The following is a 12,767-nucleotide window of genomic DNA, read 5'->3' on the forward strand; positions in this document are numbered from 1 at the left end:
TGACGCCCCGGACGGAATCGAACCGCCGTAGAAGGTTTTGCAGACCTTTACCTTACCATTCGGCCACAGGGCTATATTGAATTATTTACAACAATTTATGATTCAACAAATATAGCTAATTAGTCTACATTTTTTGTAGACTTAACTATTAATTTCTTCCACCAATCAAATTTTTTAACATTGCTTCAATGGGGATTATGTATAATCCATGTTACGGGGAATATTTATCCAACTATTATTTTTGTAGCTTATTCCGGGCTTTAGCAGTAGAATTTTTTTTGGCTGCTTTCGAGATCGTCCAGATCTTTTCTTTTATTGATGCTTCAAGGAAAGCCTTTCTGAACTCTTCAGACGAATTAAATTGTATTGTGCTGATCAATCTTGAATCATACCGGACAATAAAATTATCTGCTTCAAACGGCCATGGATTTATGGTCAGAGTATTTTCTTCTGTCTGGGTAAGATAATAAGTCGTGTCATCAGGACCAGTGCTGATTTCGAGACTTCTTTCTTCCGGCTGCATATCTCCTTTACATATTAGTAGTGATAGTGCATCACACCATTCAACCAGTTTGTAGATCCGAATCGATTCTGCTTTGGTAAGTTTAAGTTCTTTTCTCCAGATCGCCTGGAGTGATCGTTGTTCATCCAGGAATTGTTTTGCCTGTGAGGATCCGGGCTCATCATCTCCATACAAAAACTCCATATGCATGGAGGTAAGTAGGGAAATGTAACGGCTCTTTGTTATTGTCAGGGAAGCTAATTTTTTGCAATGCGGGAGTTCGAAACTTTTCATGTCAAAATTCAATGGCCCTCCAGCGGGAGTAACTAGTCTCTCTCCATCCAGTTCATTTTCTGCATCATCATGTTCAGCTATCGCGAGTACCGTTTCCACCCAACGCTCAGGCCGATCTTTGATACGCCAGTTAAAGGCAAGTTGGGCTGCGACTATTCCATGGGTTCTTTGAGTTATCACCTCCCAGCCATCTTCACAATAGTTAACGATCATGTACAAAATATTTTGGAATAAAGGAATCAAATTACGGACCGCGGTGCCGGATGTTCATGCTTGAAGTTTTTTAGCAAAACCGTAGGTACCACCCGGTTTGGAGTATAGGTAAACCAATAAAGGAAGATTAACTTTACAACAGTTACCTCCACTGGCTGGTAAATTCTTTTATCACCCTCTAAACCTTAATTTATGAAACCTCAGGGAAGTCAGAAACTGGCCATACTATTGTGCCGTTTCAAAGATACCGCACAGAACGAGTCACCGGATAAACATTTCTTTGAAGATATGAAAGCTGGTCATGCTTTTGTCCTGAACTATTCTTACGAACGGCCTTCGGGGATCATCAAGGCAAGTGAAAAGGAACCCGGAGAATACTATGAAAAAACAGATACCATAAATGCGATGAATATTGACTCAGAAGCAGATGATCGTTTTATGTTAAAGAGGCCACTGCTTACATTCCAAATATGGAACTAATAAGGCTTGAATCCAACGAATTTTATATACTGAAGTCTGGCTTCGGTATAGTGGTAAAAGTTTTGCTGTATTGACCTAAAGAACCGGATGAAGCTAAAAGGCACCGCATTGCCGGGATATGATGTCTATGAATATTTCCTGATTCTTAGCCTGCCTCATTTACTCCAGAAGGAGGTAATCGAAATCAGGGAAGATTATCATAAAACGTTTGAAACCCATCATAAAATAAAAGGAAGACCCAGCCTCGCCCTTGCACTATTTCTTCAATATGAAACCATGGAGGAAAAAGTAGTCAACATGTTTCAGTATGTTGCTTCATTTTTTGCACCATTAGAAATTAAACTCCAAAACTTTGGAAGCTTTCCCACACACTCCATTTATATCGCAGTGGATGAAAATTCGCCCATCAATAGCCTTGCTAAAAATATTCGTTCCAATGCAAAGGGACTATTGCAGGTGAATAAGGAAACAAAACCAATGATCATGCTTCAGCCACATATCGGCATCGTCCGGAAACTGAGGCCGGATGTATTTGAAAAGAGCTGGCTGAAATATAAGGACGCAACCTTTAACAGCAGTTTTATTGCCAGCGAAATGATATTGTTACGTCGTCTTACGCATTACCAAAAATGGCAGCTCGTCCACAGGTTCTCATTTGAGAACAGGACCTTGCCTTCCATCCAGGGAAAATTATTTTAAGGTGCCCGAAGACCGGTTATAGCAACAAGTGGTGAGTGTAAGTCACCACTCATTTAATTGAATATTCAATCGTAAGTTTGAGGATATATCTGTTCGACTCACTTAACTAAAGCCAAAGAAAAACATGATCCTAAAAAATAAAAATGCCATTATTTACGGAGCGGGTGGATCATTGGGTGGTGAAGTTGCAAAAGCATTTGCAGCTGCCGGAGCCAGGGTATTTTTAGCCGGTCGGCATATTGATTCAGTCAATAAAGTGGCAGAACAAATTAAGACATCGGGTGGAATGGCAGAAACAGACGAAGTTGACGCATCAGACGAGATAGCTATCCGGGATCATATAAACAAAGTAGTACAACTGGCAGGTACAGTTGATATATCTTTTAATCTTACCGGAACCGATGTGGTCCAGGATATTCCCCTGGTCGACATGTCAGTCACCGATTTTATACAACCGATAACAATTTCCATGCAAACCAGGTTTCTTACCTCGGTTGCAGCGGGCAAAGTGATGATGAAACAACGATCAGGTGTGATTTTATCCCTTACAGCTACTCCAGGAGGAATCGGTTATCCTTATACAGGCGGGTTTGCACCTACCTGTTGCGCTATTGAAAGTTTATCCAGGAACCTTGCTTCGGAGCTGGGTATCTATGGTATCAGGGTTGTCAATATACGCTCAGGAGGTTCTCCTGATTCCAGGGTTTTCAAAGAGGCTTTAGAAAATCACCCCGATATAATGGCACCTGTACTTCAAAAAATGAAAGCCGATACCATGCTCAAGAAACTGCCACCAATGGAAGACATTACAAATGTTGCTGTATTCCTGGCTTCCGGCATGGCTAACAGCATTACAGGCGTTACAATCGACGTAACGTCGGGCACTACTGCCAGCCTGAATTATCGCGTAAAAAACCCGCCAACCATATAATCAGTTACTTAATCCTACAATGTATAGTCAGTTACTTAACTTGCCAACAACATAGTCAGTTCCTTAATCGGACCAACAATATATCCTGTTACTTTACAGGGTCCGGCAACCTGGATGCCTGATATCTACAGGCCTAACTGTCACTATGCTATTTTAGTTGTAAACTTGCAGATAACCGTTAGCGTCTTTATCAAAACAGAAATATAACTATACCATGAGAGGATTGTCTTTATTGATCTGCATTTTTATATCACATTACGCAACTTCACAGTCATTTCAAAAAATACATCGGAAAGCAATCTTCATCGACACACACAATGACATCCTTACACAAAATATCGAAAAGGGTGTGATCATAGATACTGATCTTAAAGGCAAAACGCACAGTGACCTGAACCGTTGGAAACAAGGAGGTTTAGATGCCCAGTTATTTTCAGTCTGGTGCGATGGGGATAAGAAAGAACCATATCAATATGCAAACCGTCAGCTGGATACTCTTGATGCAGTAGTTAACAGAAACCCTGATAAAATTGTAAAGGTTGCAAACAGCCGGCAATTGTCTAAGATAGTACGACAACACAAAATTGCCGCGATGGCAGGTGTTGAAGGTGGTCATATGATCGAAGATGATATTAATAAATTAGACAGCCTGTATAATCGTGGTGTAAGATATATGACGCTGACCTGGAACAATTCTACCAGCTGGGCCACCAGTGCATTTGACGAAACATTCAAAAAAGATTTAACCCAAAAAGGACTTACCGGCCTCGGTAAACAGGTTGTTCAGCGAATGAACAAGTTGGGAATGATCGTTGACATCAGTCATGTAGGCGAAAAAACTTTTGCTGATGTGATACAAACCACAAATAAACCCATCATAGCTTCGCATAGTTCCGTCTACGCATTGTGCCCTCACCAACGAAATCTGAAGGATGACCAGATCCGGGCTATTGCGAAAAACGGTGGTGTGATCCAGATTAATTTCTACTCAGGATTCCTTGACAGTAATTTCATGAAAAAGAAAACTGAATTCCTGGGAAAGCATAAAGCTGAATGGGATTCTCTGAGACAAAGTGGTAAACCGGAGTATTTAGCGGATGACTATATTGCTTCCAGATATGCAGAAGAAGCAGCATCTTTGCATGCACCATTCGACCTGTTGATTCAACACATCGAATACATCATAAAATTAGTTGGTGCCGACTATGTTGGTATCGGTTCTGATTTTGATGGCATTGAAGCACCTCCTAAACAACTCGACGATGTCACTACTTATCCATTGATCACGAAAGCTCTTGTTGAAAGGGGTTACACCAAACGCGATATAAACAAGATTCTGGGTGGCAATTTTCTACGGGTTTTGAAAGCAAATCAAAAGAACGTGCAATAAACTGTCATTATTTTAAACTCCCTTTATTTTTCATCAATCACAATTGTATTGGTCCATTTATCCTGCCATGGATTACAGGGCGAACCAAAAGCACTGAAAACACAAAAAGGCACGGCCCGGCTAAAGCCACGGGCAAAGGCGGTACTTGTACTAATGCGGCTTCCATCGAGATTTACGGCACGTGTTTTGGTAATTAACTTTCCCAAAGATTTTCCTTTAAATATCGCTTCAACGGCAGACATATAAAGGCCATATAGAACAAGTGTAAACAAATTGTCGATCAGCGCAAAATTATCTGTGTCCGTTTCTGCCAGGCTTTCTGCAATGGCAGGTGAAGAGAGTGCGAGAAACATTCCCACCACGATAATTAATGCATAAAAGGCAAGCACATCAATAAGATAATTCAAAAATCTTTTTCCTGTGTCAGCCCTGGTGCGATAGTCTTCGGGTGTGAGAATATCCTGGGTTGGCTGTTCGTATTGGGTTTGCATATGACTAAGATTAGGTTCAGGGTTCACAGTTCTTGATACTGCAATTATAGCTTTTGATATCGTAATTATAACGTAATATTCACTTTTTAATTATACCAGGCAGCAAGACTTGCCGGCACTGCATTCCCCGCCACCCGTTCGCGGTTACAAATCCCGGATTCATCGAAACATAGTCTTAGGCACCCCATCCTGGACAATGAAAGTCAAAGGGCCAGGGTTGTAAAAATCTCCCCACCCATAACAGGCACCTTTTTTGATTTAATCTAACCACCATTAATACAATATTCATTTTACTGATCAGTAAACATCTACACATTTGATTATCGCGCATTATGTTTTTGTATCAATATGGTCAATTGTCACTGTAAAACTGTAAGAAAAATGAATTACCAGCTCCCAATTTTTATAGCTACGCTTATTATCTTTTCCACAAAGGATGTCAATGCACAGGTTGATCCTTTTAAATATGAAGTTGGTATAAATGTGGGAAGCTATATTTACCAGGGTGATCTCGCCCCTTCCTATGCCGGATCATTTAAAACGCCTGGCCTGGCAATCGGAATGCAGGTTACCCGAAAAATCACAACATCACTATCGGCCAGGGTAGAGTTTAATACAGGAAGATTAAAGGGAGATGATGCAAAATTTTCTAAACCCGAATGGCGCTCACAAAGAAATTTCGCGTTTGAGACCAGTATAAATGAGTTAGCGGCATCATTGATATGGATACCAGCCAGGTTCAATGGCAGGTTGAAGCCTTATGTCTTCGCAGGTGCAGGCATAGTTTTCGTAAATGTAACCCGTGACTACAGTAATTACAATCCCGAGTATTTTGTCGGGACATCAGTCACCGCCGATCTTGAAGAAGACCTTGCAACACCGTTACCGGCACAAATACCAGTTATTCCGGTTGGTATTGGAATGCGTTACGAAATCAGTGAACGTTTCTCAATAATACCGGAGGCCTCATTCAGATATATTTCAAGCGACTACATTGATGGATACAGTAAGTCTGGTACTCCAAACAGGAATGACAAATATTTCAAATACTCAATCGGACTCGCCTACTCTTTCTGGAATAAATCACAATATGGCTGCCCGGTCGTAAGGTTTTAAATGTTTACGAAATCGCCCGCTAACAGCATCCCAAAAAAAAATAAAACATAAATAAATTATCGTTTATCGTTAATTTGTTTATGTTTGTGTTGAAAAACACCGAATATGGGAACAGCTCGCCGACTGGGACGGATTTTATTTTATATCACAAGGGTAGCCGCCTGGTTATACCTGGCCACCGGCCTTTATGCATTTGTGGCATTTATGGCTTATAGACTGTCGCCCTCTGCCTGGGTACCACTGGAAATATTTGAACCGGGAAGTTTTCATATTTTTTATCCATTCACAAGAACTCCATTCCTGATTGGTGATGACACAAACATTTACATGTTTACCATGCTTGCCATTTTATTTGGTTATGGTATTTTCTTGTGGTTGTTATCAAAAGTTTTTTATGCATTCAGCAGGGAAAAATTATTTACGCCTAAATCAGTAAAAGATCTTAGCCGGTTCTATTTACTAAACCTGGTGGTGCCTTTGTCAATTCTGCTGTTTTATTTTTTTATCGGTGAGTCGCTGGCTGATATTGTTGTTATCACCTGTCTTCATTTTATCATAGGAATATTTGCTTATTTCATGGCTGCGATGTTCAGGCAGGGACTTTTATTACAGGAAGAACAAGATTTAACTTTATAACATGCCTATCATAATCAACCTGGATGTAATGCTGGCAAAAAGAAAAATGAAGTCGAATGAACTGGCTGAAAAGATTGGCTTAACTACAGTAAACCTTTCCATTTTAAAAACCGGGAAAATAAAGGCTATCAGGTTGTCCACCCTTGAGGCAATCTGCAGGGAACTTAAATGTCAACCCGGGGATATCATAGAGTTCCGGGAACAATAATACACCGCAATATCGCTATTTTTTTTTATCCCTAACGGGAACGGGTATCCTATGTCCTAACCAAATGCATCGCGAAAAAATTACAATGAACATATTAACAATCAACGGTCTTAAAAAGACTTACGCAAATGGGGTAAGGGCTATCAACGATGTTACCCTCGAGATCGGCAATGGCATGTTTGGTCTGCTGGGTCCGAATGGGGCAGGTAAATCATCGCTTATGCGAACCATCGCAGCTTTGCAAAAACCTGATGAAGGAAGCATCAAATTCAATGGTGTAAATATCATTGATGATCCGCTTTATATCCGGAAAAACCTGGGATACCTTCCGCAGGAGTTTGGTGTTTATCCCCGGATATCTGCTTATGTACTACTGGACCATATAGCTGTATTGAAAGGAGTTGTTGATAAAGCACAAAGAAAACAGCAGGTGATATCAGTGCTTGAACAAACAAATCTGCAGCAACACCAGCATAAGGCAGTCAACACTTATTCAGGTGGCATGCGCCAGCGATTCGGTATTGCCCAGGCACTATTAGGTGATCCGCGAATCATCATCGTTGATGAACCCACAGCAGGCCTCGATCCTGAAGAAAGATACCGATTCAATAACCTGCTGAGTGAAATCGGCGAACATATCATCGTAATACTTTCCACCCATATTGTTGAAGATGTAAAAGATTTGTGCACAGATATGGCTGTAATTGCAGACGGATGCGTATTAAGCAAGGGTCATCCATCAGACTTATTACAAAAACTGGAAAATAAAATCTGGCTCAAAACAATTAACAAATCTGAACTGGCCCGGTATCGTGATAATCACCGCGTAATATCTTCCAGGCTTAATGCAGGTAAACTTATTATCCGTGTATTGAACAGCGGCCTTCCAGGTGAAGGTTTTGAATCAGTCAGGGCCGACCTCGAAGATGTATATTTCATCACCTTATCAGATCAACAGGATAAAACCGAATCTTATGTTTAAACAATTGCTTGCATTTGAAGGGTCATTTTTCTTGCGTCGGCCAGTGCTATATGTCAATCTGATCATTTTCCTGATTATTGGGTTATTAGCCGGTTCAAATTCATCCATTGGTTTTCCAAACATCAATAAAAATTCTCCTTATGAGATAACATATATAACGGGTATTTTTTCTTTACTCCTGATCTTTGCTACAACCCTGCTTGTGGCTCATTCTTTTCAGCGCGAACAGGATTCCCGGTTTGCTGCGGTTTTATATGCATTGCCTCTTGAGAAACATGTTTATCTCCTTACCCGTGTGATTGCGATGGTGTTCATAATAAGCTTTTGCATTGCAATGGCTGAATTGGGTTTGTGGGTCGGTCATCTCATCTCTTCATTGCCACCAGACAAAGTCGGTAGCTACAAACTGATTAACTACCTGTTCCCGTTATTGGCTCTTGCGGTTCCAAACGCCATTTTCTGTGTGAGCCTGATCTGCAGCACAGCCTGGTTAACGCGAAATAAACTCGTCATTTATATCACCGGCCTGTGTATTTATATTTTTTACATAGTTGGTTCAATATATGCAAACTCGCCACTCATAGCGGGTGCAAACCCGGCTTCACCTGAACAAATGTCTTTGTTTGCCAAACTGGATCCATTCGGAATGGCAGCTTTCTTTGAACAAACACGATACTGGACAGCGGTTGAAAGAAATGAACAACAACTTTCATTGAGCGGAAACTTTTTATTTAACAGGGTTATATGGTGCCTTATCTCGTTTTTAGTGCTTCTTTTTTCCTACAAAAGATTTTCTTTTATCACAGAGCCAATCAAACCGTTAAAGAAGTCTACAAAGGTGATAGCCTTGAGGCCGGATATTGTCTATCGGTCAGCAGGTATTGAAACACAAACATACCGGCACAATATTGCAGTTTTCATAAGTACTCTAAAGCTGAACCTTCGCTCGGTATTGAAAGGTATTCCTCTTGTTCTTATACTGATATTATTAACCTTTATTTTATCTGTTGAAATAGCCAATGCTATTGCCGGTGATCCAAGACTGGGAAGTAATTTTGCGAGAACAGGTCTTATAGTTTCTACTATAATGGAAACTATTCCATTTTACTGCATGCTGGTTATATTGTTTTATAGTGCGGAATTAATCTGGAAGAGTCGATTAGCCGGCTTTCATTACATCGAACTCAGCACGGCAGCAAATCCTGGAACAATAGTGCTTTCAAAACTGGTTTCGATTATGACTCTACCATTGTTATTGATCGCAAATAGCATAATTGCAGGAATTGTATTCCAGGTGATCAATGGCTTCCAAATCATCGATCTTACCATTTACCTGTCGTTATTCTATTTTACTGCTTTACCACTACTGATAGCCACAGTGCTGATTACGTCCATCCAGTTAGTGGTTAATAATAAATATGCCGGACTTGCGATAGCGACAGGCGTCGTCCTTTTAACCAGCACAAATTTTGGACTTATGTTAGGACTAACAAGCCCAATGTTGAGGATAGGCGATCCTTTTCAAATCTTTTATGGTGATATGAATGGATTTGGTGGATACAAAACAGCTTTTCATTGGAAAATGATTTTCCATGGATCACTTGCTGTGGCATTAGTACTTATTTTGCCATCAATCATACAACGGAGGTTCAGACTAGCTAGTAAAACAACAAAGGTTCTTCTTAGTTCTATGATTCTTATCGGAACAATTTCCGGATATTATATTTTTCGTGAAACACATATTAATAGCAACATACTGAAAGGGACTAGACTAAATGAATGGAAACAGGAATATGAACTAAAGTATAAGCAATATAAAGAATTACCGTTGCTTACTGTTACAGATGTAAAAGCTTTGGTCCAATTGAAACCTTCCCAACAGGAATACCATGTCTCCGGAAGATATCATCTCATAAATAAAACCGCTGGCAATATAGACAGTATCCTGCTATACATGCCGGCAGAGATCACGCTTAAGTCAATAAAGATCGAAAGCCCGGGCCTGTTTAAAAACGATACCTCTTTTCATCATTACTGGTATGTGTTAACTAAACCCATTTCGCCCTCTGATACCTGCATCATTCAATTCAGTTTCAGTTCAGGATGGTCCACTTTTACCGGGCACCAGGCTTTTAACTCCATCATTGAGAATGGTACTTTTATCAGGATAAGCAGGTACTTTCCTTCATTCGGATATCATGAAGACAATGAAATAACAAACAGCATCGAAAGAACAAAAAGAAAGATGGCACCCCAGGACCTGTTGAAACTGGTAGAAGCCCCATCAATGCCGGATTATGACCATGGATATATAAACCTGGATCTCACTATTTCAACACTGGAAGACCAGACAGCAATCAGCACAGGCATCCTGGTGAATGAATGGAAAGCCGATAGCCAGCACTACTTTCGTTATATTACCGATAAGCCTATACCATTTCGATTCGCGGTTTCTTCAGCCCGCTATAAAGTAAAAAAAGCTTATCATAAAAATATCCCTATAGAGATTTATTTTGATGAAAGGCACAATGTAAACGCAGACAAACTGATTGCGGGGGCAAAGCGGACATTAACTTATTTTGATTCCAACTTCGTTGCCTACCCCCACCGGATAATACGTTTCGCAGAAATATCTGCGTTTGCAGATGGGTTTGCCGCAACTGCATATCCAACTATCATTTATATGAAAGAAAATGGTGGCTTCTATAATAATCTGTCCGATAGTTCTGAACATGATGTTATCAACGGCCTGGCTGCCCATGAGCTTGCGCATCAATGGTGGGGCGGAACACCTATAACCCCTGAAATCCGGGAAGGCGGCTGGTTGCTTACGGAAGGCATAGCAAATTATATTGCGTTAATGATTTATCAACAGGAACATGGGAAAAAAGCTGCCCTTGAGATAGTCAGGCAGCATCTCGATACTTATTTAAGCAGCAGGAGCTATTCGCAGGAAACACCAATCTACAAAACAACTTATAATACCCCACACCTTGCTTATAATAAAGGACTGGTGGCTTTGTATCAACTTCAACTCCTTATCGGTGAAAAGGCATTGAACCGCGCTCTTGCATCACTGTTAATCGCTCGCGCATATCCGAAAGTTCCACCCACCACGCAGGATTTCCTTGATGAGTTGCGAGGGGTGACACCACCAGGAATGCAGCACAAAGTGGATGAACTATTCAAACAAATCATAATCTACGATCTGAAGTTGAAATCCGTTTCCGGTACGAAAATTCCTGAAGGGTATAAAGTAACATTCAGGGGCGAGGTTTTAAAGTTTCTTGAAGATGGAAAGGGAAATAAACGGGTGATAGCTGTTGATGAAAAAATCGCTGTTACCTGCGTTTCCGATGATGGCAAAGAAGTTACCCGTTACTTTCCTGTATCAGCTGGCTTAATAAACGGATCGTTCGTTAGTAAGGAAAAACCAATGTATATAAAAATGGATCCTGATCTGAGTTTGATTGACCTGTTCTTAAAGGACAATGAAAAGAATGTTGAGATTAACTGACCATGACTTCATAAATTTTCTATTACATCCCTATATCCCCTGCCTATTGGGATAGGAATTCCATTTACCTCTACAATTTCAGCTGTATAGCAATCTATCCTGCTAACTGAAATAATGAAGGAACGATGTACCCGCTTGAAAAGCCGGGGTGGCAGCAGCGCTTCCATTTCATGCGTACTCATCTTGGAAATAAATTCATTTTTAGTGGTAACGATCTTTATATATTCCCTTTGGCTTTCTACGTAAACAATTTCTGAAAATAAGACCTTCACTTTCTTCTTCTGAACATTTAAAAAAATGAAGTCTTTTGATTCTGCCGTTATTGACGACTCAGGTTTTTCCTTAACGGCTGACTTTACTTTATTTACTGCTATTAAAAATCTTTCAAAGTCGAATGGTTTTAAAAGATAATCCGTAACGCTCAGATCAAAGGCCTCTACCGCATACTGATGATAGGCAGTGGTAATGATAATAGCAGGTGGCGAAGCCAGTGTTTTTAAAAATGCCATCCCCTTTAATTTAGGTAAATGGATATCCAGGAAAATAAGGTCGGTAGTATTTTCTCTCAGGAATTCAGTAGCAAGAATTGCATCCCTGAATGTTGCCTGCAACACAAGGAAAGGTACCTGGCCCAGGTAGTCGGTTAATACTTTTACCGCCAGGGGTTCGTCTTCTACTATTATGCAATTAATTTTTGACATTCAGATGCGGACTTTGTTGCCGGGGTCAGCCAGGTTAAACTTATCATGGATGATCCTTCATAGATGATCCTTCATAGATGATCCTTCATGGATGATCCTTCATGGATGATCCTTCATGGTTTTAACCGGTCAATCCTGTTCAATATAACAACTTCAATTCTTTTTCTCATTGATATTTCGCTGTATCGCAAACGGACAGCCTTTGTAACATAAACGAACACTTTCGTATTGTCTTGGATCTTATTGATTGATAAGCAGTATAATTGTAAACTGGCATATTTTTCACTGCGTAAATCTGCCGTATTCAGACGACCATGACACCCGGGTTACCAATAACCATTACAAATAAGGCTGCATTATGATAAAAAACTACCTGAAAGTGGCACTCCGCTATCTTAAACACCACAAGGGATATACGATCATAAATGTTTCAGGCTTCGGAGTAGGAATAGCCTGTTGTATATTGATAGCATTATTTGTAAAAAGTGAGTGGAGCTTTGACCGTTTCCACAGCAAGGCAGACAGGATACACCGGGCCTGGTTGCAGGAACACAATGAAGGACAGATTTTCACAAACACGGTAACTCCCCTCCCACTCGGTCCGGTG

At 40.4% G+C, this 12,767-nt stretch carries 12 protein-coding genes, 1 tRNA gene and 1 pseudogene; 10 read left to right on the top strand and 4 right to left on the bottom strand.

What is annotated here, in order from left to right:
- Positions 1-2: 2 nt before the first annotated feature.
- Both VK664_RS25550 and VK664_RS25555 read right to left on the bottom strand, forming a co-directional pair.
- Positions 3-73, bottom strand: a tRNA-Cys gene (locus tag VK664_RS25550).
- Between the two features lie 162 nt (positions 74-235).
- Positions 236-1,009 carry a DUF3891 family protein gene (locus VK664_RS25555; protein WP_461401556.1) on the bottom strand — a complete coding sequence of 258 codons (774 nt, stop codon included), beginning with the start codon at positions 1,007-1,009 and terminating at the stop codon, positions 236-238.
- A 192-nt stretch (positions 1,010-1,201) separates the two neighbouring features.
- On the opposite strand from VK664_RS25555, the gene VK664_RS25560 reads away from it, so the two are divergent.
- The 4 genes from VK664_RS25560 (at position 1,202) to VK664_RS25575 (ending at position 4,509) form a co-directional block, all read left to right on the top strand.
- Entirely contained in the window at positions 1,202-1,489 is a 288-nt protein-coding gene (locus VK664_RS25560; protein ID WP_461401557.1) for a hypothetical protein, read from the top strand.
- Between the two features lie 87 nt (positions 1,490-1,576).
- Positions 1,577-2,188 (top strand): 2'-5' RNA ligase family protein, encoded by a 612-nt coding sequence (locus tag VK664_RS25565; RefSeq protein WP_461401558.1) that lies wholly within the window; start codon positions 1,577-1,579, stop codon positions 2,186-2,188.
- Positions 2,189-2,312: 124 nt separating this feature from the next.
- On the top strand, positions 2,313-3,119 hold the full coding sequence (locus tag VK664_RS25570) for an SDR family NAD(P)-dependent oxidoreductase (protein WP_461401559.1): 807 nt from the start codon (positions 2,313-2,315) through the stop codon (positions 3,117-3,119).
- A gap of 214 nt (positions 3,120-3,333) precedes the next feature.
- Entirely contained in the window at positions 3,334-4,509 is a 1,176-nt protein-coding gene (locus VK664_RS25575) for a dipeptidase (RefSeq protein ID WP_461401560.1), read from the top strand.
- A gap of 23 nt (positions 4,510-4,532) precedes the next feature.
- Here VK664_RS25575 and VK664_RS25580 read toward each other — a convergent pair whose 3' ends face one another.
- Positions 4,533-5,000, bottom strand: coding sequence for an RDD family protein (locus VK664_RS25580; protein ID WP_461401561.1), 468 nt, complete (start codon positions 4,998-5,000; stop codon positions 4,533-4,535).
- 381 nt (positions 5,001-5,381) lie between these two features.
- On the opposite strand from VK664_RS25580, the gene VK664_RS25585 reads away from it, so the two are divergent.
- The 5 genes from VK664_RS25585 (at position 5,382) to VK664_RS25605 (ending at position 11,459) form a co-directional block, all read left to right on the top strand.
- Positions 5,382-6,116, top strand: a complete 735-nt coding sequence (locus VK664_RS25585; RefSeq protein ID WP_461401562.1) for a DUF6089 family protein — start codon at positions 5,382-5,384, stop codon at positions 6,114-6,116.
- Between the two features lie 105 nt (positions 6,117-6,221).
- Complete coding sequence (locus VK664_RS25590; RefSeq protein ID WP_461401563.1) at positions 6,222-6,752, top strand: DUF2975 domain-containing protein; 531 nt, start codon at positions 6,222-6,224, stop codon at positions 6,750-6,752.
- A 1-nt stretch (position 6,753) separates the two neighbouring features.
- A complete protein-coding gene (locus VK664_RS25595; RefSeq protein WP_461401564.1) occupies positions 6,754-6,960 on the top strand; it encodes a helix-turn-helix domain-containing protein in 207 nt (68 codons plus the stop codon).
- Positions 6,961-7,045: 85 nt separating this feature from the next.
- Positions 7,046-7,942 carry an ABC transporter ATP-binding protein gene (locus VK664_RS25600; protein ID WP_461401565.1) on the top strand — a complete coding sequence of 299 codons (897 nt, stop codon included), beginning with the start codon at positions 7,046-7,048 and terminating at the stop codon, positions 7,940-7,942.
- A complete protein-coding gene (locus tag VK664_RS25605) occupies positions 7,935-11,459 on the top strand; it encodes an ABC transporter permease/M1 family aminopeptidase (protein WP_461401566.1) in 3,525 nt (1,174 codons plus the stop codon). Before VK664_RS25600 ends, VK664_RS25605 begins: the two co-directional genes overlap by 8 nt.
- Positions 11,460-11,467: 8 nt before the next feature.
- On the opposite strand, the gene VK664_RS25610 is transcribed toward VK664_RS25605, so the two are convergent.
- A complete protein-coding gene (locus VK664_RS25610) occupies positions 11,468-12,160 on the bottom strand; it encodes a LytR/AlgR family response regulator transcription factor (protein ID WP_461401567.1) in 693 nt (230 codons plus the stop codon).
- A 358-nt stretch (positions 12,161-12,518) separates the two neighbouring features.
- On the opposite strand from VK664_RS25610, the pseudogene VK664_RS25615 reads away from it, so the two are divergent.
- A pseudogene (locus VK664_RS25615) lies at positions 12,519-12,767 on the top strand (ABC transporter permease); the annotation flags it as partial.

This window comes from Flavitalea sp. (genome assembly GCF_035489435.1).
GTDB lineage: Bacteria > Bacteroidota > Bacteroidia > Chitinophagales > Chitinophagaceae > DATHKG01.

Excerpts from the sequence above, each read along its gene's own strand:
- VK664_RS25610 (WP_461401567.1), bottom strand. The coding sequence starts at position 12,160 with ATGTCAAAAATTAATTGCATAATAGTAGAAGACGAACCCCTGGCGGTA.
- VK664_RS25605 (WP_461401566.1), top strand. The coding sequence starts at position 7,935 with ATGTTTAAACAATTGCTTGCATTTGAAGGGTCATTTTTCTTGCGTCGG.
- VK664_RS25575 (WP_461401560.1), top strand. The coding sequence starts at position 3,334 with ATGAGAGGATTGTCTTTATTGATCTGCATTTTTATATCACATTACGCA.
- VK664_RS25580 (WP_461401561.1), bottom strand. The coding sequence starts at position 5,000 with ATGCAAACCCAATACGAACAGCCAACCCAGGATATTCTCACACCCGAA.
- VK664_RS25600 (WP_461401565.1), top strand. The coding sequence starts at position 7,046 with ATGAACATATTAACAATCAACGGTCTTAAAAAGACTTACGCAAATGGG.
- VK664_RS25565 (WP_461401558.1), top strand. The coding sequence starts at position 1,577 with ATGAAGCTAAAAGGCACCGCATTGCCGGGATATGATGTCTATGAATAT.
- VK664_RS25595 (WP_461401564.1), top strand. The coding sequence starts at position 6,754 with ATGCCTATCATAATCAACCTGGATGTAATGCTGGCAAAAAGAAAAATG.
- VK664_RS25560 (WP_461401557.1), top strand. The coding sequence starts at position 1,202 with ATGAAACCTCAGGGAAGTCAGAAACTGGCCATACTATTGTGCCGTTTC.
- VK664_RS25585 (WP_461401562.1), top strand. The coding sequence starts at position 5,382 with ATGAATTACCAGCTCCCAATTTTTATAGCTACGCTTATTATCTTTTCC.
- VK664_RS25555 (WP_461401556.1), bottom strand. The coding sequence starts at position 1,009 with ATGATCGTTAACTATTGTGAAGATGGCTGGGAGGTGATAACTCAAAGA.
- VK664_RS25570 (WP_461401559.1), top strand. The coding sequence starts at position 2,313 with ATGATCCTAAAAAATAAAAATGCCATTATTTACGGAGCGGGTGGATCA.
- VK664_RS25590 (WP_461401563.1), top strand. The coding sequence starts at position 6,222 with ATGGGAACAGCTCGCCGACTGGGACGGATTTTATTTTATATCACAAGG.